This is a genomic window from Pyxidicoccus caerfyrddinensis, assembly GCF_010894405.1.
Taxonomy (GTDB): Bacteria; Myxococcota; Myxococcia; order Myxococcales; family Myxococcaceae; genus Myxococcus; species Myxococcus caerfyrddinensis.
Genome location: NZ_JAAIYA010000003.1, coordinates 530,937 through 552,326, shown reverse-complemented (window position 1 = coordinate 552,326; position 21,390 = coordinate 530,937). Strand labels below are relative to the sequence as shown.

The 21,390-nt window shown below is 70.7% G+C and carries 19 protein-coding genes; 10 read left to right on the top strand and 9 right to left on the bottom strand.

The window, feature by feature from the left end; genetic code table 11:
* Positions 1-129: 129 nt before the first annotated feature.
* Both G4D86_RS09425 and G4D86_RS09420 read right to left on the bottom strand, forming a co-directional pair.
* Positions 130-1,302 (bottom strand): AAA family ATPase, encoded by a 1,173-nt coding sequence (locus G4D86_RS09425; RefSeq protein ID WP_163991771.1) that lies wholly within the window; start codon positions 1,300-1,302, stop codon positions 130-132.
* Positions 1,303-1,313: 11 nt separating this feature from the next.
* Entirely contained in the window at positions 1,314-1,661 is a 348-nt protein-coding gene (locus G4D86_RS09420) for a cupin domain-containing protein (RefSeq protein WP_163991769.1), read from the bottom strand.
* A 103-nt stretch (positions 1,662-1,764) separates the two neighbouring features.
* Between G4D86_RS09420 and G4D86_RS09415 the strand changes: the two genes are divergently transcribed.
* From G4D86_RS09415 to G4D86_RS09400, 4 genes are all read left to right on the top strand, one after another.
* A complete protein-coding gene (locus tag G4D86_RS09415) occupies positions 1,765-2,358 on the top strand; it encodes a porin family protein (RefSeq protein ID WP_163991767.1) in 594 nt (197 codons plus the stop codon).
* 157 nt (positions 2,359-2,515) lie between these two features.
* Positions 2,516-3,391, top strand: coding sequence for a hypothetical protein (locus G4D86_RS09410; RefSeq protein ID WP_163991765.1), 876 nt, complete (start codon positions 2,516-2,518; stop codon positions 3,389-3,391).
* Positions 3,392-3,432: 41 nt separating this feature from the next.
* Positions 3,433-4,521: a serine hydrolase gene (locus G4D86_RS09405; protein ID WP_163991763.1), complete on the top strand. Its 1,089-nt coding sequence runs from the start codon at positions 3,433-3,435 to the stop codon at positions 4,519-4,521.
* Positions 4,518-5,210 (top strand): YqiA/YcfP family alpha/beta fold hydrolase, encoded by a 693-nt coding sequence (locus G4D86_RS09400; protein ID WP_163991761.1) that lies wholly within the window; start codon positions 4,518-4,520, stop codon positions 5,208-5,210. Before G4D86_RS09405 ends, G4D86_RS09400 begins: the two co-directional genes overlap by 4 nt.
* Before the next feature lie 13 nt (positions 5,211-5,223).
* On the opposite strand, the gene G4D86_RS09395 is transcribed toward G4D86_RS09400, so the two are convergent.
* On the bottom strand, positions 5,224-5,820 hold the full coding sequence (locus G4D86_RS09395; protein ID WP_163991760.1) for an imm11 family protein: 597 nt from the start codon (positions 5,818-5,820) through the stop codon (positions 5,224-5,226).
* A gap of 203 nt (positions 5,821-6,023) precedes the next feature.
* On the opposite strand from G4D86_RS09395, the gene G4D86_RS09390 reads away from it, so the two are divergent.
* The 3 genes from G4D86_RS09390 to G4D86_RS09380 all read left to right on the top strand — a co-directional run bounded on the left by G4D86_RS09390 (position 6,024) and on the right by G4D86_RS09380 (position 8,967).
* Positions 6,024-6,632: a hypothetical protein gene (locus tag G4D86_RS09390; protein WP_240360137.1), complete on the top strand. Its 609-nt coding sequence runs from the start codon at positions 6,024-6,026 to the stop codon at positions 6,630-6,632.
* A gap of 12 nt (positions 6,633-6,644) precedes the next feature.
* Entirely contained in the window at positions 6,645-8,132 is a 1,488-nt protein-coding gene (gene pdxR, locus G4D86_RS09385) for a MocR-like pyridoxine biosynthesis transcription factor PdxR (protein WP_163991758.1), read from the top strand.
* A gap of 121 nt (positions 8,133-8,253) precedes the next feature.
* On the top strand, positions 8,254-8,967 hold the full coding sequence (locus G4D86_RS09380; RefSeq protein WP_163991756.1) for an esterase family protein: 714 nt from the start codon (positions 8,254-8,256) through the stop codon (positions 8,965-8,967).
* Positions 8,968-8,991: 24 nt separating this feature from the next.
* Here the strand turns inward: G4D86_RS09380 and G4D86_RS09375 are convergent, their stop codons facing one another.
* The 5 genes from G4D86_RS09375 to G4D86_RS09355 form a co-directional block, all read right to left on the bottom strand.
* Positions 8,992-10,389, bottom strand: coding sequence for an MATE family efflux transporter (locus tag G4D86_RS09375; protein ID WP_163991754.1), 1,398 nt, complete (start codon positions 10,387-10,389; stop codon positions 8,992-8,994).
* 110 nt (positions 10,390-10,499) lie between these two features.
* Positions 10,500-10,880, bottom strand: coding sequence for a hypothetical protein (locus G4D86_RS09370; protein ID WP_163991752.1), 381 nt, complete (start codon positions 10,878-10,880; stop codon positions 10,500-10,502).
* Complete coding sequence (locus G4D86_RS09365) at positions 10,880-13,009, bottom strand: beta-propeller domain-containing protein (RefSeq protein WP_163991750.1); 2,130 nt, start codon at positions 13,007-13,009, stop codon at positions 10,880-10,882. The genes G4D86_RS09370 and G4D86_RS09365 overlap by 1 nt, the downstream gene beginning before the upstream one ends.
* A gap of 155 nt (positions 13,010-13,164) precedes the next feature.
* On the bottom strand, positions 13,165-14,328 hold the full coding sequence (locus tag G4D86_RS09360) for a TIGR02266 family protein (protein WP_163991748.1): 1,164 nt from the start codon (positions 14,326-14,328) through the stop codon (positions 13,165-13,167).
* A gap of 70 nt (positions 14,329-14,398) precedes the next feature.
* On the bottom strand, positions 14,399-16,225 hold the full coding sequence (locus tag G4D86_RS09355) for an Hsp70 family protein (RefSeq protein ID WP_163991746.1): 1,827 nt from the start codon (positions 16,223-16,225) through the stop codon (positions 14,399-14,401).
* 210 nt (positions 16,226-16,435) lie between these two features.
* Here G4D86_RS09355 and atpH point away from each other — a divergent pair, with 210 nt between their 5' ends.
* The 3 genes from atpH (at position 16,436) to atpA (ending at position 20,351) form a co-directional block, all read left to right on the top strand.
* Positions 16,436-16,984: an ATP synthase F1 subunit delta gene (gene atpH / locus G4D86_RS09350; protein ID WP_163991744.1), complete on the top strand. Its 549-nt coding sequence runs from the start codon at positions 16,436-16,438 to the stop codon at positions 16,982-16,984.
* A 145-nt stretch (positions 16,985-17,129) separates the two neighbouring features.
* Positions 17,130-18,608, top strand: coding sequence for a PAS domain-containing sensor histidine kinase (locus G4D86_RS09345; protein WP_163991741.1), 1,479 nt, complete (start codon positions 17,130-17,132; stop codon positions 18,606-18,608).
* A gap of 195 nt (positions 18,609-18,803) precedes the next feature.
* Positions 18,804-20,351 (top strand): F0F1 ATP synthase subunit alpha, encoded by a 1,548-nt coding sequence (atpA, locus tag G4D86_RS09340; protein WP_163991739.1) that lies wholly within the window; start codon positions 18,804-18,806, stop codon positions 20,349-20,351.
* 101 nt (positions 20,352-20,452) lie between these two features.
* Here atpA and G4D86_RS09335 read toward each other — a convergent pair whose 3' ends face one another.
* Positions 20,453-21,301 carry an HAD family hydrolase gene (locus tag G4D86_RS09335; RefSeq protein WP_163991737.1) on the bottom strand — a complete coding sequence of 283 codons (849 nt, stop codon included), beginning with the start codon at positions 21,299-21,301 and terminating at the stop codon, positions 20,453-20,455.
* Positions 21,302-21,390: the final 89 nt, after the last annotated feature.

Below are 21,390 nucleotides of genomic sequence, written 5' to 3'. Positions count from 1 at the left end.
ATGCCGCGCCCACGCTCGGCAGAGGCCACTGATTCATCATACCCGCCGGCACGCTCCAGCGACTCCACCACCGGGACTCCGGAAGGGAGCAGCGACGCGAGCCCACGCAGGCGACTGACCGTGCCGCGCTCAGGCCGCCACGCCCGGCGCACCCATGGAGGCCTCGGGCACCAGCGCCGCGGACACCTGGGCCCGCAGGGCCTTGAGGTCCTCGGGCATGGCCTCGGGCGAGAAGCCCGCGTCCATCTCCCGCGCCACGCCCTCCAGCTTCAAACGCCATGCGGCGAGCGCCTCCGAGTCCCCCTGCGCGGGCCGCTCCGAGAGCAGCAACTTTCCCGCCGTGGCGATGCGCTGCGCGCGAGCACGAGGGCCCGCGCTGGCCTCCAGCGCGGCGGCGGCCAGGGCCGGGTTCTCCGACGCCGCGAGCAAATCCCGCAGCACGTCGCGAGCAAGCGCCTGCGCCTCCTTCGTGGGCACGGCGTAGACGAGCGGCCACAGGTCCGCGGTCGTCGGCACGCTCCGTCCGGCAAGGGCGGCGGCGGAGGCGATGAGCTTCTGCACCTTCACCGCGCGGCGGTCGGACAGGCCGATGCCGGCGGAGCGCAGCGTGCGCAGCGCATGCGCCAGGTGCGGGCGGACGGCCGAGAGGTCCGCCTCGCGCGCCGCCTGGGCGAGCACGTCCAGGGACGCCAGCGAGGTGGAGCGGGCCTCGCCCTCGCCCCACAGCGAGGCACCGCCCGCGAGCAGCTCCTCCAGCCGCGGGTCGGGCACGGGCTCTACGAAGATGCGCGCGAGGAAGCGGTCCGCGAAGGCGGCGAGCGAGTCGTCCTCGGGCAGCGCGTTGGACGCGCCCACGCAGACGCGCAGCGGGCAGCGCATGCGCGTGTGGCCGCGGCGGAAGGTGCGCTCGTTGAGGATGCCAAGCAGCGTGTTGAGGATGGCGGTGGAGCCGAGGAAGACCTCGTCGAGGAACGCCACCTCGGCCTCGGGCAGCATGCCGGAGGTCTCCGTCTCCACGAGCCCCTCGCGCAGCTTGCGCAGGTCCACGGGGCCGAACAGCTCGGAGGGCTCGGTGAAGCGGCCCAGGAGGTACTCGAAGTAGGAGCCACCGAGGGCCCGAGAGGTGCGGCGCACGGCCTCGCTCTTCGCGGTGCCGGGCGGGCCGATGACGAGCAGGTGCTCGCCGGCCACGGCGGACAGGGCGACGAGCTCCACCATGGCCTCGCGCTCGACGAGTCCGCGCCCCGCGTCGGTGAGGGCATCGCGAACGGCGGAGGCGGCGGCTTCGAAGGAAACGGACATGGGGGGTGAGCCTAACCGCCGGACTCGGCCGGCGCGAAGAGCACCAGGAGCACCAGCCGCTCCTCGATGGAGTGGAAGCGGTGGGGCACGTGCTGGGGGACGTAGATGAAGGAGCCGGGCTCCACCGCCTGCTCGGTCTCCCCCACGGTGAGTCGCGCACGTCCGGACACGGCGTAGTACGCCTCGTCCTCCGCATGGGGGCGCTGGCCGTCTGTGGCGCCGGCCTCGAGGACATAGAGGCCCGCGCTCATGGACGCGCGGCGGAGGAACTCCAGGTAGGGCCTGCCGCCCTCGCGCTGTTGGGACTGCACAGCGGAGACGGTGAAGGTGGCGGGCAGGTTGTCCGGCGGAACGCGCATGTGCCTCTCCGTGACGGGGGTCCGCCGACGTTCATGACACGGACGCACGGGGACAGGCGACAGCGCTCCCGGGGAGCACGCTCCCGGGCTTAGACTGGCGCGCATGAGAAAGCTGTCGAAGTGGGTGGCACTGGCGGGTGTGCTGGGCATGGGCACGGAGGCGATGGCGGACGGCTGGCACGGCTACGCGTCGCTGGGCGCGGGCATCGCGTTGGACCACCTGAGCGGCTTCCACGCGAAGGGCCCGGCGCTGCACGGCTATCTGGGCGTGGAGGCGCCCGTGGGACTGTCGCTGGGGCTGTTGGCGGAGGTCGCGGAGATGTGGGGCGAGAAGTTCCCGACGGCCGTGGACCCGAATCAATTGGAGTCCTCGCAGTTCGACTACAAGGCGGTGGGCATCGAGGCGCGGCTGCGCTTCTTCCGGGACAAGCCCATCAACCCGTGGGTGGGAGCGCGGCTGTCGAAGAGCTGGTCCAACCCCTTCACGCCGGATGACTTCGGCGAGCTGCGGCGGAAGAAGTTCGACACCACGAGCATGGCCATCCGGGTGGGCATTGACGGCTGGTTCAGCGAGCGTTGGGGCGTGTCAGTGGCCTCGGCCATCCAGTTCTGCGATGTGCGAATCCCCGAGGACATCCAGGACGTGTGCTTCCGGCCGATTCAGTCCGTGATTGCGGGTCCGGTGTTGCGGTTCTGAGCCTGCGCTCTTCCCGGCGGGTGCGGACGGCACGGCGGGCGGCAGCTTCCCCGCCAGCCCTCCCATAGGGGGAGCGTCCCGGCAGGCCCCCAACTGTTCGTTCTGCGACGCACGCCCCACCTTCCCCGGCGACAGGCTCAAACCAGACGGGGTGACCATGAAAGTCATTGGACCCATCGCGGCGGCGTTGCTGCTCGGCACCGGCTGCGCGCATGACCAGAGCAGACCCGCGGACACGACGAACCCCAAACCGCGCGTACAGGGCACGAACAGCACGGGACAGCACGTCAGCCCGCGACGGGCGAGCGCCCCCACCCCCGAGCAACAGCCCGGCTACATCTGCGAAGTGGTGGGCACCGGTGGCTCCGGGCAGCAGTCCGCGAGCGCCGCACAGAAGAAGCAGGAGGAATGCGACGAGCAGGCCACGGGTGGCGCGGGACGACAACGGTCCACGACCTCGTCGGACTCCTCGCTCGACACGTCGTCCGAGGGCACGACGGTCGGCAGTGCAGCGAGGCAGTCCGAGCCGAGCGAAGCGACCTCTGTCGGCAGTGCGGCCCGGCAGTCCACGCCGAGCGAAGCGACCTCCGTCGGCAGTGCGGCCCGACAGTCCACGCCGAGCAAGGCCACCACCGTCGGCAGTGCGGCACAGCAGTCCGCGCAAAGCGAGGCCACCACCGTCGGCGGTGCCGCCACACGGCAGCCCGCACAGAGCGAGGCCACCACCGTCGGCAGCACGGCGCGGCAACCCACCACTTCGCCCGCACCCGCTCCGGACACGTCGACCGAGGCCACGGCCCTTGGCAGCGCGGCCCAGCAGCCCGCGACTCCTCCGGCGCCTACGCCTTCACCCGCGACTCCAGACACCAGCGCCACGGCCCAGCAACAGGCGACGCCGGAACCGGACACCACGCCGGCCCCTGACCCCGACGAAGACGCCACGGGCATCGGCGGCGCGGGCCAGCAGTCCGAGGCCCCCACATCCCCGCCCGCGAGCGAGGACACGGGCCTGGCCGGAGGCGGTGGGGGCTGAGCGGTATCAGGCCCTCCTGAAAAGGTTCGGAGACGCACGCCTTGCGCGGCGGCATCGGAAGCAGGTGGCTGTCACTCCTCGTGACGCTGCTCGGAATGCTGGCCGGTGCCGCCCATGCCGCGCCCGCCGTCTCCGAGCCGTCGTGGCGCGCCGTCCTGCGCGAAGGCGTGGACGCGGCCGCGCGCGACTTCGACGGGGAATTGGCGCTCTACGTCCGCGACCTGAGCACGGGCGAGGAGTATGCCCTCAACGCGAGCACGCCCATGTACCTCTCCTCGGCCATCAAGGTGGCCGTGATGCTGGAGGTGCTGCGTCAGGTGGACGCGGGGACACTCGCGCTCGACACCCCCATCGCCTTCGAGCCTGACGATGCCCGCGACGGCATGCACCCGATGGCGAAGGTGCCTCCGGGCACAGCGCTCACCGTGGCGACACTGCTCGAACACATGATGGTGCACAGCGACAACGCGGCGGCGGACCTGCTCATCGGAAAGGTCGGCATCGACCACGTGAATGCGGGACTGGAGCGCAGAGGTGTGCACTTCGGTCCGCTCGTCTCGCTGCTGGAAGACCGGCACCACGTCTACGGAAAGCTGGACCCGAGGGGCGCGGCGCTGACACCCGAACAGGTGCGCGAGCTGGGCCGGAGGAACACGCTCGGGACACGAGCAAGGGCCCTCTCCGAAGTCCTGGGCCACACGCCCGCCTGGACTGGCAGCGAGCTGGAGTCCGCCTTCGACGCGTACTACGCGGAGGGCACCAACTCCGCGTCGATGCGCGAGCTGGGCCAACTGCTGGAGCAGGTGGCCCGCTGCGAGGGCTTGAGCCCCGCGACCTGCGAACACGCGAAGTCCCTGATGCGAAGCTGCGACACGGGCCGAGCCCGAATCCGTGCCGGGCTCCCTGGCACGGCCACCTGGGCACACAAGACGGGCACGCAGCACCGGCGTGCCTGTGACGTGGGCATCCTCGAACTCCAACCAGGACACCCCATCATCGTGGCCGCGTGTACCCGAGGTTTCCGTCGCGTCACCGAAGCGGAGCACCTGCTGGCGAGAATCGGCCGGACGCTCACGAAGGCATTCCAGCGCACACCTGTGACAACCGGCAGGTACAGTGCGCCGCCATGAGCACGCCGCCTCCCGTCCCCGCGCCCATCGGTCCTCGCTGGCTGTACCTGCACGGCTTCGCCTCGGGGCCTGACTCGACGAAAGGCGTGGCGGTAGCAAGGCACTACGCGAGCCAGGGCCTTCACGTGGAGCGCCTCAACCTGCGCGTTCCGTCGATGGAAGAGCTGCGCCTGAGCGCCATGCTCGCCACGGTGCGCGCGGCGCTCGGAGGGTCCGAGGAGCGCGCGGTCCTCTTCGGCTCCAGCCTGGGCGGGCTCGTCGCCGCGCGTACGGCGGAGCAGGACGCCCGCGTGTGCGCGCTCGTACTGCTGGCGCCCGCGTTCCGGGTGGTGGAGCAGCTCCACCGCCGCATGGGAGACGCGGGCTGGGCGCACTGGAACAAGGCCGGCTGGATTGAGACGGACGACTTCGCGGAGAAGCGCAAGGTGCGCATCCACTCCGGCTTCATCCCGGACGCGGAAGCGGTGGACGCGCGCACGGGCGGCTGGCCCGACGTGCGAGTCCCTACGCTCATCATCCACGGACGCACGGATGACACCTGCCTCCTCCGCTACTCACAGCAGTGGGCCGAGGGCCGGCGCCACGTCCGCCTGGTGGAGGTGGACGACGGCCACGAGCTCACCGCATCCCTCCCCCGCATCCTCTCCGAGTCCGACGACTTCCTGCGCCCGTGGGGAGTGGGCCGGTAACGTGCCTGGCCTCTCAGGACGACGTATCGCCACGGAAACCAGCCGCGTCGCTCCACTCCGTGACGGGAATGAAGCGCAGCCCCTGCGGTCGCGGTGTGAGTGAGAGCATCCGGTCGATAACGGAACAATGAACGAGGCAGACAGACGTAGCCTCGGCCAGGACGAAAACGAGCCGGCGCTCCAGAGGAATATCGGCAAGGACGTTCTCGTCGAGGACGAGCTTGTCGAGACTGAGCACCAGTCGCCCACATGAGGAAAGCTCGAAGACCGAGCGCGCCTTGTCCATGCACGGCACTTCGTTGTGGACGTGAAGCAGCCAGTACCGGAGAACCGCATCCCCTACGCGCACGTCAGCCGGAACGAGCTGCACGTTGTAGAGGGACAACGGAGCCAGCACCTCCTTCAGCCGAGTCGAGAGGACCGGAGCAGGAAGGCTGTGGTGGTCCACCATGACGGGTGTACCTGGTACCGGCGTCCGCAGGCGCAGTCGGATGGGCTCCGTCACATGAACCGCCGTGCCTTTTCTGAAGGCCCTCCCGCTCTGGTCCCAACCCAGGAGCGGATAGGTATCAGGGCCTTCGCGCTCGAGCACACAGTAGTCGCTCTGCATCACGTCCCTACCTGATGACAGGCATGGCCGAAGCACACTGCCAGCCCGCTCTGCGCGAAATCACCCTCTGGCGCATTCGACCATCGCGTATGGGACAGCGCTTCCGGAGTGGCCCAATCCCTCCCGCCTAAGTGGCGCTTCTCACCCCTCCGGCTTGCGCGCATCTTGCTCGGGCACACCTCCTCCCGAGCGAGCGTTTCCGCATGCCCCTCCTCATCTCTCCCTCACGCCGGAAGCTGCTGACCCACGCCCTCGCGGGTGCCGGCGCCATGTCGCTCCTGCCCTTCCCGAGCGCCGCCGGCCCCCAGGCTCCGTCCGCAGGCAAGACGCCTTCCATCCCCAAGCTCCCCACAGGGGACATCCACGACTTCGACTTCTTCGTCGGCAACTGGTCGAGCGTGAACCGGCGCCTGAAGAAGCGCTGGGTCGGCAGCACCGACTGGGACGTCTTTCCGAACACGGTCCGCTGCGAGAGCCGCATGGGCGGCATCGTGAACATCGACGAGGTGGTCTTCCCGACGAAGGGCTGGTCCGGGATGACCGTGCGCACCTTCAGCATCGAGAAGCGCCAGTGGTCCCTGTATTGGATCAACAGCAGGACCGGTGAGCTGTTTCCTCCCGTCGTGGGCGGATTCACCGGCGACCACGGCGAGTTCTACGGCGATGACACGGACGACGGCCGGCCCATCAAGGTCGTGTTCCACTGGACGCGCCTCGGGCCTGACGCCGCGCGCTGGGAGCAGTCCTTCTCCCTCGACGGCAAGGCGTGGGAGAAGAACTGGGTGGTCGAGCACTCCCGGGTGAAGGGCTAACCTCGGGAGTTGATGGCCAAACATGCCGCTTCCATCTTCTCGGTCGATGTCGCGGGACTCGAAGCCGCGCCGGGCCAGCCCGCCTACGCGCGCATCTGCGACAGAATCCGCACCGCCATCCGGAGCGGAGCGCTCGTGCTCAACGCGCGCCTGCCTTCGAGCCGGACGCTCGCGAAGGACTTCGGCGTGGCGAGGAACACCGTGGACTGGGCACTCGGCCAGCTGGTGGCCGAGGGCTACATCGTCCGGCGCCGGGGCGCGGGCAGCTTCGTGGCCCCCCGCCTTCCCGACCACGACGCGCCTCCGCTGACACCGAAGCGCGTAGCCGCATCGAAGGCGGCCGGGACGGAACGGCGCTTGTCCCAACGCGCCACGGCGCTGCGCAGCTACCCGGGCCACTATCAGCCCCTCAAGGCGGTGCCCTTCACCCCCTCGCTCCCGCCCGTCGAGCTGTTTCCGCGCGCGGCCTGGAATCGCCTCCTGAACCGCGAGGCGGCTCGACCCGGCAGCGCCTATTGGGCCTACGGCGCGAGCAACGGCCTGCCCGCCCTGCGCGAGGCCATCGCCGCACACGCCTCCGCCATGCGGGCCGTGGCCTGTTCTCCCGAACAGGTGGTCGTGGTGACGAGCACGCAGCAGGCCGTGGAGCTCGCCGGAAAGGCGCTCGCCGACCCCGGTGATGCGGCCTGGGCCGAAGTGCCGGGCTACCAGCCCGTGCAGCACTGTCTGCGCGCGGTGGGCCTGGAAGTCATACAGGTGCCTGTCGATGAACACGGCCTCGACGTGGAGGCCGGCCAGCGGCTCGCGCCGCGCGCGCGCCTGGCGTACGTCACCCCGGCGCACCAGTACCCGCTGGGCTACGAGATGTCACTCGAGCGCAGGAAGGCACTGCTCCGCTGGGCCCGCGAGCAGGACGCGTACATCGTCGAAGACGACTACGACGGTGACTACCGCTACGAGGGCCGCCCGCTCGCGTCCCTGCAAGGCATGGATGGAGATGGGCGGGTCATCTACGTGGGCAGCTTCAACAAAATCCTCTTCCCCGGACTGAGGATTGCCTACGCCATCGTGCCGGAGCAGCTCGTTGGCGCCTTCGTCGACGCGAAGCACGTCGCGGACGGCCACACCGCCCTGCTCACGCAAGGCGTGCTCGCGGCGTTCATCCAGGAAGGGCACCTGGCGCGCCATCTGCGAAAGACGCGCGCCCTCTACGACGAGCGGCGTCTGGCCTTCCTGGAGGAAGCGAAGGTCCTCGCCGACAGCCTGGACTTCGGTCCGGCGAGGGCCGGCATGCACGTCGCCGGCCTCTTCAAGGAGCACCTGGACGACCGCGCGGTGGCCGCGGAGTGCGCCCGCTCGGGCATCGAGGTCCAGCCCCTCTCGAAGTTCGGCGCCACCCGCCGTGGCGGGCTCGTCTTCGGCTTCGCGGGCGCCACGCGCGCCGCCATGCGGTCCGGGCTCGACGTCGTACGGCGGGCGCTCCATACCGTGAGGACTTGAAAGGCCCCCCTAACGGACTTCCATCGGGCCCCATGGCCCGGATGTTCACTCCCACGCCCCCCGGGCGCGCGAGCCACACTCCTGTACTTGTCTTTGACGCAACGCGGTTAAGTTCCCGCGCATGAACCGCGAATACCACCGCTGGTACAGCGAGCGCCTGCACCGGGACATGGAGGTGCTCCTCTTCGGCCACTCGGGCGAGCCGGTGCTGTTGCTGCCCACGAGCAAGGGCCGCTTCTACCAGGCCGAGGACTTCGGCCTCATCGGCGCCATCGCCGACCGCATCCAGTCCGGCCGCTACATCGTGGTGTGTCCGGACTCGGTGGACGAAGAGTCCTGGTTCAACAAGTCCATCCACCCGCATGACCGCGTCATGCGCCACCAGCAGTGGGAGGACTACCTCCTCCACGAGGTGGTGCCGCTGCTCACCCGCCGCAGCACCGGCGGCCGTCTCACCCTCGCCGGGTGCAGCTTCGGCGGCTTCCACTCGTACAACGTGGGCCTGCGCCACCCGCACGTCTTCCGCCGCCTCATCTCCATGGGCGGCAAGTTCGAGACGGACGAGTTCCTCGACGGCCACAACGACTCGGAGGTCTACTTCCACTCCTGCACGCAGTGGCTGCACGGCCTCAACGACGCCGCGCAGCTGTCCGCCCTGCAGCGCGTGGAGATGGTGCTGGCGGTGGGCGAGCACGATTTCTGCCGCCCCTCCAACGAGCACCTCTCCAGCCTCCTGTGGAAGAAGGGCATCGGCAACCACCTGTCCGTGTGGCAGGGCGGCACCCACGACTGGCCCGTGTGGCGGCAGATGATTCAGCAGTACCTGCCCTGGTAGCGCGGCGGGCCGCGCCGGTACGCGCTACGCCTCCAGCGGGCGCAGCGTACCGGCGCTCAGGCGGTTGAAGCGCCACAGGAGCGCCACCGCCACCGAGACGAGCCCCGCGCACAGGCCCCACCAGATGCCCACCACGCCCAGGCCCAGCCCGAAGCCCAGGAGCAGCGTCAGCGGCAGGCCGATGGCGTAGTGCCCCACCATGTTGGCGATGAAGGTGAAGCGCGTGTCGCCCGCGCCGCGCAGCACGCCCGCGCCCACGCCCTGCACGCCGTCGAACACCTGGAACACGGCGCTCACCATCAGCAGCGGCACCACCAGGGGAAAGACGTCCTCCGGCGCCCCGGCCAGCTTCGCCAGCGCGTGTGGGAAGAGGGCGAACACCAGTCCCCCCAGCGCCATGAAGCCCGCGCCGCCCGCGAAGGCGGTGAAGCCGCTCACCCGCGCCTGCGGCGTGTTGTGCGCCCCCACCGCCCAGCCCACCCGCACGCTGCCCGCGTTGCCGATGCCCATGGCCACCGTGAAGGTGACGCTCGCGAAGGAGATGGCAATCTGGTGCGCCCCCACGCTCGCCGCGCCCAGGCCTCCCGCCAGCACGCCCGCCAGGGTGAAGACGCCAATCTCCGCGGTGATGTGGAGGCCAATCGGAAGGCCCACCCGCGCCGCCTGCGCCAGGTCCGCCCACACCGGCTTGCGCGTGGGCCGCGCCGTGCCCTCCAGCCCCCGAGCCCGCACCGACCAGAGCACGATGAGCAACTGCAGCCCCGTGCACAGCGACGTGGCCAGCGCCGAGCCCGCCACGCCCATCGCCGGCACCGCGCGCAGCGGCCCGAAGTACGCCGGCAGGTCCGCCCCGCCGAACACCAGCAGGATGTCCCCGAACAGGTTGAGGACGTTCGCCGCCACCGTGGCTACCACCAGCGGCCGGGTGAAGGCCGTGGACTGGAGGTAGGAGCGCATCGTCAGGAAGGCCAGCATCAGCGGCATGCTGGGCCCGCGCCACAACAGGTAGTCCCGCGCGCCGTCCACCTGCTCGGGGGCAATGCCCGCCAGTGGCAACAGCAACGGCGTCAACAGCATCAGTGCGAACAGCGTCACGCCCGCGAACAACGACATCCACCCGCCCTGCCACAAAAGCGCCCGCGCCCGGTCGAAGTGGCGCGCGCCAATGGCCTGGGACAGGAGCGGGTCGAAGCCCATCATCAGCCCAATGCCGAAGCCGCTCACGGCGAAGAAGAGGCCGTTGCCCAGGCCCACCGACGCCAGCGCGGACGTCCCCGCCCGCCCCACCACCAGCGTGTCCACCAGGCCCATGAGCGCCTGGCCGCCCTGCGCAATCGCGATGGGGAGCGCCAGCCGGCTCAGCTCACGGAGCTCCGTGCGGTAGGTCTTCACGGGCTGGGACGAAGTCGCGGCGATGGTCATGGCAGGCGCGCCTATAGCGCCTTCCAGCAGAGAATGCGCTCCCCGCTTGTGACGCCCCGCCGCTCCCCAACCTGACCGGGGAGGGCGGGTCCAGTCCTGTCACGGGACGGCTACGGGGAGTCCTTGCACGTCCACCCGAGCGGCGGGCAGTGACGGCAGTACGGGCTGTCCGGAGACGGCCCCATCATGCACGCCCCGCCGCAGTACTCGACGATGCGCCCCGTGGGCTTCTCCACGTAGTAGTACGGCCCGTCCACTTCGGCCCCGCAGTCGACGCCCACCAGGTCACCACAGGTGGCGGCCACCCTGCAGCGGTTGGGAAGGTCGGTGAGGGTCAGCCTCCGCACCGTGCCCTCGGGCAGGCGGGGGTCGTCCGAGGCGGCCTGGACCACGGTGTCGGGCAGCGGCTCTTCCTTCCCCGAAGCCTCGGTGCCGCATCCCACCGCGCCCACGAGCAGCAGCGCCGCCATCATCCATTTCGCGAGCTTCATCAGGGCACCATCGGAGGCTGGAACAGCGACGTGGCGAGCGGCGTCTGGAGCGCGTCCACCTTCGCCACGCGCAGGCCGCCGTCGGTGATGGCGTAGACATAGTCATCCGCCATGACGCTGCGGCGCACCATGGGCGACCAGTACCAGGACCAGCCACGCTGGTTGAACGTCTGGTACACGTCCTTCATCGACAGCGCGCCCACCGGGGTGATGCCGGTGGCGGTGTCCACGCGGAACACGCGCAGCTCGCTGCGGAAGCTGGACCAGTAGTCGGTGTAGTCGTAGCTCCAGTCGGTGAAGGGAATGGCCAGCAGCCCCTTGGCCGCGAAGTAGTTGAAGGCCTTGTGCTCGTAGAGCGCCTCGCTGTAGCTGCTCGCCGTGCCGACCGTCTGCGTGAAGGACTCCTTCGGGTGCTCCAGGTCCGTCACGTCGAACAGCGTCACCTTGAGGGCGCGGCTGTTCCAGTTGCCCGTCTCGTCCCGCTGCTCGCCCAGGGTGAGCAGGTGCGTGTCGCCAATCGGGTGGATGTACGTGGAGAAGCCCAGCACCTTGAGCTCGCCCACCTTGCGCGGGTGGGCCGGGTCGCTCAGGTCGAAGGTGAAGAGCGGGTCCGTCTGCCGGAAGGTGACGACGTAGCCCTTCTTGCCCACGAAGCGCGCGCTGAAGATGCTCTCACCCGGCGCCAGATTCTCCGTGCGCCCCAGCTCCTCCAGCTTCCCGTCCTGCTCGTGGAAGGTGACCACGCGGCTGACGGTGTCGAAGCGCCACCAGTTCTGGTTCTGCAGGTCCACGGTCCGGGTGCTCACGGTGGTGGCGACGCGCAGCACGCCCTCGTGCTCGTCCAGGGAGAACTGGTTGGCGATGTGGCCTTCCATGGTGCCGCTGCCCACGTAGGTGGCCTTGCCCGGCTCGCGGATGTCGAACTTGTGCAGGTACGTGAAGTCCGACTGCCCCACCTCCGGCCACCACCACCAATGGCCGGTGGCCATGTAGAGCGAGTCCTTCGACGCGTAGACCTCACCCGGCGACGTCACCACGCTGGTGCGGCGCGGCGCCGCATTGGCCGCTTCCGCGTCCAGGTTCATGGACAGCACCGTCACGAAGCCCAGGCCCGTGGGCGCGTTGGCGTGGAAGAAGTCCGTGCACGAATACGTCAGCGGCGCGGTGTGCCCCGCCGCGTCCACGCGCCGCCCACCGGGCAGCCACGCCTCCAGCGACTGCGCGCGGATGAGCTTCTCGTTCTTGGCGATGAGCGCGTCCACCGCGTCCGCCAGCTTGTCCTTGTCCTCGTAGAGGTCGCGCGAGTACTCGGGGTAGAAGCTCACATCCTCCGGCCAGCGGAACTGGTCCGAGAGCACCAGCCGCACCGCACCCTCCACGCGCCGCGCGTTGAGGTAGCCGCCGGGCAGGTACACCTGCTCCACGACTTTCGGCGCGGCGAGGTCCGCCACGTCCACCACCGTCACCTTCAGCGTGTCACCGTAGTAGTAGCCACACCCGAAGCCCGCGCAGTCCATGGCGGGCGCCGCGACACCATCGCCGCCCGTCAGCGTGGGACGGCCCGGCCGCTGCTCGTACACCTGCGAGGTGATGACCAGCCGGTTGCGCTCCGCGTCCAGGAGCATCTCCCGAGGCCAGCCCTCCACCTCCAGCGCCGCCGTGCGCACCAGCTGCTCCGCCGGCCACGAGCGGTGGATGTACAGCCGCGGGCCGGACAGCACGAAGATGCGCGTGCCGTCGTTCTGCACGAAGTCCGCCTCGTGCACGCCCTCCACCTGGTTGTTGGTGTCCGTGGAGTCGTTCGGCCCGGAGTTGCCACCTCCCGCGGCGTCCTCCGTGGGCATGGGAGCGCCCGTCGGCGGCGCGCCGTCCCCCATGTCCTCCCCGCGGGGAAGGCCTCCGTAGCCCCAGCCTCCGCCGTTGTTCTTGAGGGACTCCAGCGAGGCGCGCATCTGCTTCGTCGCACTGTCCTCGATGTACTGCTCCAGCGCTTCACAGCCTTCGAAGGACTCCAGCTTCGCCGCCGACTGCACCGGCTCGTTCGTGACCCCCGAAGTCTTCGAGCTACTGCCGCAGCCCGCCGCCACCAACGCCAGCCCCACCCATCCATAGCGTTTCCACTGCCGCATCGAACCCTCCCGCTTCATCATTGGCCCCACTGGCGGCGCGGACCTCGCGTCCAACACCTGCACCAGCGGCCGCCGCACGCATTGCCACGCCCATGCCAGGGCGCGCAGCGACCCAGGGCCCGGGGTTTCCAGGGGTTTGCGAGAGAGGGGGCCTCTCAGAAACCTGAGACGCGCGGGGAACCCGAGAGCGGAAAACCGAGGGTCCGCGGCACGAAGCGGACGAACTGCTGGGTGAGTGACGAATCCATGCGCTCCAGGCGCAGGCCCATGCCGGCGGGGGCGCGGAAGGCGCCCTGGGGGTGCGGCGGGTTGGCCCAGGCCACCGTCGCCTCGGCGGTGCAGGGCGTGCGCTGGCCGGCGAGCAGGACCTTCAACGACAGCCGGGCACCCTCGCGCGCGGGGGTGAGGGTGCGCACGAAGAGGGCCTCCGGGCTCGCGTCGTGGCTGAAGCCGGACATGGCCGCGCCGCCCGCCGTGGAGAACTCCACCACGGTGAAGAAGGGCACGCGCTCCGCGGCGCGCAGCGGGACGAGCCCCGGCACCAGCCGCCCCAGCACCTTGCCCAGCAATTCGTCCGCGCCCAGGTGGCGCTTCTCCAACAGCGGCGCGCCCGACACCGCCTGGGCCCGGGTGAGCACCTCGGCGGACTCCTCCGCGCGCGACAGCAGCACCAGCGGCTTGCGCGCGTGCACCTCGCGCAGCCTCGTGGCCAGCCCCAGCGCCTCGCGGGGCGTGCGGGATACGTCCACCACGAAGCCATCCAGTTGCGCGCCGTGCAGCGCGGCCAGGCGCGCGGCGTCCTCGGCGTCGCGCGCGTAGAGCACGTGCAGGCCCTCCTGCTCCAGCGCGCCGCCCAGGAAGGTGTGCAGGAAGCGCCCGCCCTCCACCAGCAGCACGCGGCGCCCACGAGGCGCCCCCTGCGCCCGCTCGCGCGCCGAGCGCACCGCGGCCAGCTTCGCCTCCAGCGCCTCCAGCGCCACGGGCTTGGGCAAGAAGTCGTCCGCGCCCGCGCGCCAGCAGTGCATCACCTCATGCGGCTCGCCCGCGGAGGTGAACATGATGACGGGCACGTTGCGGCCCGCCGGGTGCGCCTTCACGAGGCGGCACACCTCGTCGCCCTGCATGCGCTCCATGCGCAAATCCAGGAGGATGAGCGCGGGCGCGCGCCGCGCCAGCTCCGCGAGACACGCCTCACCGCCCTCCATCGCCACGGCCTCGCAGCCCAGCCGCGCCAGGTGCAGGCGCACCACCTCCCGGGCGGTACGGGAGTCGTCCACCACGAACACGGTGTCGCGCGCGGCGGAGGGGGGGACGGTCATGGGCTCACGGATAGGAAGGAAGAGAAGGGACAACCACGGGCCCGGCGGGCCAGCGTTCGAGTCTGGACGCTCAGGCGCGGGGCTCCTGCCGGCCAGACAGCAGTTGCGTGAGCTGCCTTGCAATCGAGGCGCACTGCGCGGCATCCCGGCTCTCGAGCGCGCTGCGCCCGCCGTCCAGCAGCTGCTGCACGGTGCCCACGGCGGCCTGGGCCTCGGGGCTGGGGTTCTCCTGCGCGCTCTTCTGGAGCATCCGCGCCAGCTTGTCGCCGCGCTCCAGCAGCTTGCGGAACAGCTCCTCCGCACGCTTCGCGTCCATCACGCCCTGGCTCTGCGCGTAGTGGGCCTGCTCCGCGCCCAGCTTCTCCGCCTCGCCCTGCGGCATGCCCGGCCGCGCCTCCAGGCGCACCAGCTCCATGTTGCCGGTGGTCAGGTCCGTGGCCTTCACCGCGAGGATGCCCTCGCTGGACAGCTCGAAGACGACTTCCAGCGGCACGTCGCCGCGCGCGGCCACGTGCAGGTTCTTCAGCACCACCTCGCCCAGCTTGTGGTTCTCATCCTGGAAGTCGCTCTCCCCCTGGTACACGGGGATGCGCGCCTCGTTCTGGCCGGCAGTCCCGGGGAAGAAGATGTCGCGCGCCACCACCGGCACGCCGGTGTTCTTCGCGATGAGCCGCTTCACGCGCCCGCCCAGCACGCCCACGCCCAGGCTCTGGCTGGCCACGTCCAACAGCAGCGCCTGTCCGGACTGGCGCAGCAATTCGTCCGCCTGCACCGCCGCGCCCAGGGCGACGGCCTCGTCCGGGTGCACGTCGGTGGACGGCGCGCGGCCGAAGAAGTCCGCCACCAGCCGCCGAATCAGCGGCACGCGCGTCATGCCGCCCACCAGCAGCACCACGTCCACCGAGCGCGGGTCCATCTTCGCCTCGCGCATCACCCCCTGGCACACCTCCAGGCAGCGGCGCGACAGCGGCTCGGACAGCGTCTCGAAGAAGGAGCGCGTCAGCACCGTCTCCAGCTCCGTCAGCCGCCGGCCGCTGGTGGCGTGGTCGCCCAGCCCGGCCACGGAGACGGTGGCCTCGTCCGCCTCGGTGAGGGTGCGCTTGGCGGCCTCGGCGGCCACCTTCAGGCGGCGCAGGCTCTGCGCGTCCTGCGACACCAGGTGCCGCATCTCATCGTCCACCTGCGCCAGCAGCCATTGGACGATGCGCTGATCGAAGTCCTCGCCGCCCAGCCTCGGGTCTCCACCGGTGGCGCGCACCTCGAAGACGCCGGCCTTCACCTCCAGAATCGAAACGTCGAAGGTGCCGCCGCCCAGGTCGAACACGAGCGCGTTGCCCTCGAAGCCGCGCGACAGGCCGTAGGCCAGCGCCGCCGCGGTGGGCTCGTTCACCAGCCGCACCACGTCCAGCCCGGCAATCGTCGCCGCCTCGCGCGTGGCCTGGCGCTGGTTGTCGTCGAAGTTGGCGGGCACCGTAATCACGCACTTGGAGACGGGACGTCCGAAGTGCGCCTGCGCGTCCAGCGCCAGCTCGCCCAGAATCATCGCGGACACCTGGGTGACGGGCATCACCCGCCCGCCCAGCTTCACGCGCACGTCGCCCGACGGCCCCGCCACCAGCGGATAGGGCACCGTCGCCTTCGCCTGCTGCACCAGCTCCGGCGTGTAGCGCCGCCCCAGGAAGCGCTTGGTGGCCCACACCACGGCGTCGGGATGTTCCTCCCCGAGCGCCTGCGCGGCGTGGCCCACCATGCGCTCGCCGGATTTCGTGATTCCCACCACGGAGGGCGTCAGCCGGCCACCAGCGCGCGAGGGGATGAGGCGCGCGCGGCCGTCCTCGACGGTCGCCACGGCGCTGTTGGTGGTACCCAGGTCGATGCCGATGACGGGGTCGTGCATGGGGGCGGTCAGGACACCACGGTACGGGCCTTCCGGCCACCTCGCCAAGTCCCCTATTTCCCCATACCCCCGGTGTACCCGACGCCTCCCCGCCCTCCAGGCCGTCCGTCCTGTCAGGGAAAGGGCGGGCGCCGGGGCCGCCACGGCCGTTGCCCGCGGCCGCCACGGCCGTTGCTCGGGGCCAGGCACCATGCTAAGGGCGCCCCCGTCATGGTGAATGTCTCCATCGCCCGCCGCTACGCCCGTGCGCTCCTCGATGTTGCCTCGGAGGCGGGCCGTACCGACGCCATCGCCGAGCAGCTCACCGCCTTCGCCCAGGTGTTCGCGAAGAGCCCGGAGCTGACGGATGTGCTCCTCAACCCCGCCTACTCCCGCAGCCAGCGCACCCAGGTGGTGGAGGGCGTGATGAAGGCCCTCCCCGGTGGGGCGGACCCCATCCTGGCCAGCACCCTGCGCCTGCTGGTGGACCGCAGCCGCCTCGGCTACCTCACGGACATCGCCCGCCTGTTCGGCGACATGGCGGATGCCCGTGCCGGCCGCATCCGGGGCCAGGTCACCACCGCCGCCCCGCTGCAGCCCGACGCCCTCGCCCGCATCCAGCAGCAGCTGCAGCAGCTCACCCAGCGCAACGTCATCCTGGAGACGCGCGTGGACCCCTCCCTCCTGGGTGGCGTGTCCGCGCAGGTCGGCAGCACCTTGTATGACGGCAGCCTCCGCACCCAGCTGGAGCAGATGCGCCGCGAGCTCAAGGAGCACTGACGTCTGGCTGCCCGTCCGGCAGCCAACTGTCCAGGTCGTCTTCTCGTCCCGCAGTCCAGGGTAAACCGGTATTTCCAGCGGGCCCTGGGAAGGGGTATACTCGGCATGACGCGGGACAAGCCCGCGTTATCCGGACGACCTGAACATGCCGCAGTCCCTGCTCCACCGGCTCCCTGATGGCGCGCCTTCGTCGGCCGCGCCCGAGGAGTCGAGGCCCTTCCTTGGCGCGTTCCTCAACGCGGCGGGTTGTGGCGTGGCCCTCCTGGACAGGGAGCTCAGGCCGCTCTGGGTGAACGCGGCAATGGCGGCGCTGTCAGGCCAGGAGCCCCGCGCGCACGTGGGCCGTCCGCTCCCTGAGCTGTGGCCCCAGGTGGCGCCCGCGCTGTTTCCGCTGCTGGCCCGCGCGCTGGCGGGCGAGGATGTGACGGAGGCGCCGGTGTACGGCGCGCTGGCGGCCTCGGCCGGAGAGCGGCACTTGAGGGTGGGCACGTCGCCCGCGCTGAATGGCGGCGCGCTGGCGGGTGTGGTGCTGTGGGTGCGCGACGAGACGGAGCGCGTGCGCGAGGAGCAGCGGCTGCGCGAGCGCGAGGCCCACATGCGCAGCCTCGCGGACGTGGCGTGCGACGGGCACTTCCTGCACATCGACGGCAAGGTGGTCGAGGCCAACCGCGCGGTGGCGACGCTGCTGGGGCTCACCTCGCCCTCGCAGATGCGGGGCCGCAACCTGGCCGAGTGGGTGGCGCCGGAGTTCCGCCAGACGGTGCTCGGGGCGATGAGCCGCGGGGTGGAGACGCCATACGAAGTCGTGTGCGTGCGCGTCGACGGCCAGCGCATCCCCCTGGAGGTGCTGGCGCGTGACGTGACGTGGGAGGGCCAACCGGCGCGGCTGGTGGCCCTCTGGGACATCAGCAGCCGCAAGGCCTCGGAGGAGCGCGTCGCCCGCACGGAGCACTTCCGGGACCAGCTCTTGGGCGTCATCGGCACGGACCTGCGCACGCCCTTGCAGTCCATCCAGCTGGGCACCGGTGCGCTGCAGCGCCTGGGCGGGCTGGAGGAGCCCCAGCGCCGGCTGGTGGGCCACATGGCCCAGGCCGCCCGGCGCATGGAGCGGATGATCCACGAGCTGCTCGACTTCACCCGGGAGCGGCTGGCCGGCGGGCTGGTGGTGCGGCCGGAGCCCGGCGTGCTGGACCTGGTGGTGGAGCGGGTGGTGGAGGAGCGCCGGCTGGCGCACCCCGGGCGCACCATCCAGCTGGAGTCCGACGGGGATTTGCGCGGTCGCTGGGACGCGCCCCGGCTGGCGCAGCTCACGGACAACCTGCTGGGGAGTGTCCTCCAGCACGGCCCCGAGGACGCCCCCGTGCTGCTGCGGCTGTCCGGCACGGTGGGAGGCGTCACCCTCGCCGTCCACAACGACGGGCTGGTGGTGCCCGCCGAGGAGCACGCCGCCCTCTTCGAGCCCTTCCGCCGGGGCCGCGCCGCGAGCCCGGATGGGCTGGGGCTGGGGCTCTACATCGCCCGGCAGATCGCCCTCGCCCATGGCGGCCGGCTCACCGTGGAGTCCCGCACCGGCGGCGGGGTGCGCTTCATCGTCTGGCTTCCCCGCGAGGCCGCCAGCCCCTGAGGCGGCAGCGCCCCTGCCCGCCCTCCCTGCTTCCAGGCCCGGGCCGACTGGCCCTTACCGGGGCCATCATCCCCCGCACGCGCTGGCATGCCGTGCGCATTGCAGCGGGGGGGTGTGCATGGTAAGGGGCCCCCACTTCCAGCTTTACGCGGCCGTCCCCCAGTTGGCCGCCCAGTGCAAGGACGCGAAACGCCCATGGAAATCCGCGCCGACGAGATCAGCAGAATCATCCGGGAGCAGATCAAGGATTACGGCAAGAAGGTCACCATCGCGGAGACTGGCACCGTGCTGTCCGTCGGTGACGGTATCGCCCGCATCTATGGCCTCGAAGGCGCCCTGGCCGGCGAGCTGGTGGAGTTCCACAACGGGGTGCAGGGCCTGGTGCTCAACCTCGAAGAGGACAACGTCGGCGTCGCCATCATGGGTGACTTCCAGCACATCCGCGAGGGCGACACCGTCAAGCGCACCCAGCAGATTGCCTCCGTGCCCGTGGGCAAGGGGCTGCTGGGCCGCGTCGTGGACCCGCTCGGCAAGCCGCTGGACGGCAAGGGCCCCATCGTCGGCACCGAGACGCGCCGTCTCGAGGTGAAGGCGCCCGGCATCGTGAAGCGCAAGAGCGTGCACGAGCCCCTGCAGACGGGCATCAAGGCGCTGGACGCGCTGGTGCCGGTGGGCCGCGGTCAGCGCGAGCTCATCATCGGTGACCGCCAGACGGGCAAGACGGCCGTCGCCATCGACACCATCATCAACCAGAAGGGCCTGGGCGTTTACTGCATCTACGTCGCCATCGGCCAGAAGCAGTCCACGGTGGCCCAGGTGGTGGAGAAGCTGAACCGCTTCGGCGCCATGGAGTTCACCACGGTCGTGGCCGCCAACGCCTCCGACTCGGCGCCGATGCAGTTCTTCGCGCCGTACGCCGGTGTGGCCATTGGCGAGTACTTCCGCGACAACAAGATGCACGCGCTCATCATCTACGACGACCTGTCCAAGCAGGCCGTGGCGTACCGGCAGCTGTCGCTGCTCCTGCGCCGCCCGCCGGGCCGCGAGGCGTACCCGGGCGACGTGTTCTACGTGCACAGCCGCCTGCTGGAGCGCGCCGCCAAGCTGTCCGACGAGGAGGGCGCCGGCTCGCTGACCGCGCTCCCCATCATCGAGACGCAGGCCGGTGACGTGTCCGCGTACATCCCGACGAACGTCATCTCGATTACGGACGGGCAGATCTTCCTCGAGACGGACCTCTTCTTCGCCGGCGTCCGCCCCGCCATCAACGTCGGTCTGTCGGTGTCCCGCGTCGGTTCCGCCGCGCAGATCAAGGCCATGAAGCAGGTGGCCGGCACCATGAAGCTGGACCTGGCGCAGTACCGCGAGCTCGCGGCCTTCGCGCAGTTCGGCTCGGACCTCGACAAGGCCACGCAGGAGACGCTGGCCCGCGGCGCCCGCATGGTGGAGGTGCTCAAGCAGGGCCAGTACGAGCCGCTCCCCGTCGAGAAGCAGGTCATGCAGCTGTACGCCGCCACCAACCGCGACGACCCCAAGAAGCGCGGCTGGATTCGCGACATCCCGGTGGCCGACATGGTGCGCTGGATGCGTGAGTTCCTGGAGTTCGCGGACGGGAAGCACCCGAACGTCGCCAAGGACATCCAGACGAAGCGCGAGCTGACCAACGACACCAAGGCAGCGCTGAACAAGGCCATCACCGAGTTCAACGAGGTGTTCCAGCCCACGCCGGGCGCCAAGGTCTAAGGCGTCCCCGTTGCTCCGGTGGGGCCCTCTTCGAGAGGGGGCCCCGCCAGCACAGAAGCCCCGCTCCCTTCACCGGGACGCGGGGCTTCGTGCTTCCGGCGTCAGCGCAGGCGCGGCAGCAGGGCGCGCAGGCTGCGGTCCACGCCGCCGCGGATGCCGAGCGCGTGCACCGCCTTCAGCTCGTAGGGCAGCACGTTGTCGCGGGCCACCAGCTGCACGTGCGCGCCCAACGCGGCCGGCAGCGCGAGGTCCAGCTCGTAGATGTCGCCGGCCACCAGCGTCTCCTCGGGCCGCGTGCCCGTGGAGTCCCAGACGCGCTTGAGCGCCTGGAAGTAGCGGCCGCGGCGCAGGTAGATGGGCCGGCGCAGCGCCCCGTCCATCACCTGCGTCTCCGGCACCGAGTCGAAGCGCGCGTCGGGCGCGTCCGGCGGGTCCAGCAGGAACTTGCGCGCGTCCCCGGACACCTGCAGCCGCTCCCGCCCCTTGGGCGCGAGCTGGTCCAGCTTCTTCTCCACCAGGTCCGTGTGCGCGTTCGTCACCACCGTCACCGGCAGGCCCGTGGCCAGCAGCGCCTCCAGCACCTCCTTCGCCTCCGGCTTGAAGGCCGTGGCCGAGTACGCGTACGCCTCGCGGTACAGCCCCTGCACCGCCTCCGAGCGCATCGCCTCGTCCGCGCCCGTGCCAAAGCGCTGCAGCAGCCGGTGCGCCGCGCACGTCGCCATCAGGTACGGGTCCGCCGTGGCCGGCGCCACCACCCTGCCGCCCAGCTCCCAGCCCAGCGAGTCCGCCCCCGCCTTCAGCGCGGAGACCTCCTCCTCCCACGCCACCTCCAGCTGCTGCCCCACCACCCGCGCCAGGCCGTCGCGGAAGTGACGCAGGAACGGCGCGCTCTCCGCCGCCACGTCGGTGAAGGTCCCATCGAAGTCCAGCACTACACACGCAATCGCCATCAGCCCACCGGCTCCCGAAGTCAGTTCGTGAAAGGGGCCAGATGACGCCCCGCCCCCGTCCCGGAATCAAGTCCGCCCCGTCCGACAAC

Bases quoted from the DNA above. Each gene is read 5' to 3' on its own strand.
- G4D86_RS09335 (WP_163991737.1), bottom strand. From the start codon at position 21,301: ATGGCGATTGCGTGTGTAGTGCTGGACTTCGATGGGACCTTCACCGAC.
- G4D86_RS09415 (WP_163991767.1), top strand. From the start codon at position 1,765: ATGAGAAAGCTGTCGAAGTGGGTGGCACTGGCGGGTGTGCTGGGCATG.
- G4D86_RS09420 (WP_163991769.1), bottom strand. From the start codon at position 1,661: ATGCGCGTTCCGCCGGACAACCTGCCCGCCACCTTCACCGTCTCCGCT.
- atpH (WP_163991744.1), top strand. From the start codon at position 16,436: ATGGTGAATGTCTCCATCGCCCGCCGCTACGCCCGTGCGCTCCTCGAT.
- G4D86_RS09395 (WP_163991760.1), bottom strand. From the start codon at position 5,820: ATGCAGAGCGACTACTGTGTGCTCGAGCGCGAAGGCCCTGATACCTAT.
- G4D86_RS09360 (WP_163991748.1), bottom strand. From the start codon at position 14,328: ATGACCGTCCCCCCCTCCGCCGCGCGCGACACCGTGTTCGTGGTGGAC.
- pdxR (WP_163991758.1), top strand. From the start codon at position 6,645: ATGGCCAAACATGCCGCTTCCATCTTCTCGGTCGATGTCGCGGGACTC.
- G4D86_RS09380 (WP_163991756.1), top strand. From the start codon at position 8,254: ATGAACCGCGAATACCACCGCTGGTACAGCGAGCGCCTGCACCGGGAC.
- G4D86_RS09345 (WP_163991741.1), top strand. From the start codon at position 17,130: ATGCCGCAGTCCCTGCTCCACCGGCTCCCTGATGGCGCGCCTTCGTCG.
- G4D86_RS09390 (WP_240360137.1), top strand. From the start codon at position 6,024: ATGCCCCTCCTCATCTCTCCCTCACGCCGGAAGCTGCTGACCCACGCC.
- G4D86_RS09365 (WP_163991750.1), bottom strand. From the start codon at position 13,009: ATGCGGCAGTGGAAACGCTATGGATGGGTGGGGCTGGCGTTGGTGGCG.
- G4D86_RS09410 (WP_163991765.1), top strand. From the start codon at position 2,516: ATGAAAGTCATTGGACCCATCGCGGCGGCGTTGCTGCTCGGCACCGGC.
- G4D86_RS09425 (WP_163991771.1), bottom strand. From the start codon at position 1,302: ATGTCCGTTTCCTTCGAAGCCGCCGCCTCCGCCGTTCGCGATGCCCTC.
- atpA (WP_163991739.1), top strand. From the start codon at position 18,804: ATGGAAATCCGCGCCGACGAGATCAGCAGAATCATCCGGGAGCAGATC.
- G4D86_RS09355 (WP_163991746.1), bottom strand. From the start codon at position 16,225: ATGCACGACCCCGTCATCGGCATCGACCTGGGTACCACCAACAGCGCC.
- G4D86_RS09370 (WP_163991752.1), bottom strand. From the start codon at position 10,880: ATGAAGCTCGCGAAATGGATGATGGCGGCGCTGCTGCTCGTGGGCGCG.
- G4D86_RS09375 (WP_163991754.1), bottom strand. From the start codon at position 10,389: ATGACCATCGCCGCGACTTCGTCCCAGCCCGTGAAGACCTACCGCACG.
- G4D86_RS09400 (WP_163991761.1), top strand. From the start codon at position 4,518: ATGAGCACGCCGCCTCCCGTCCCCGCGCCCATCGGTCCTCGCTGGCTG.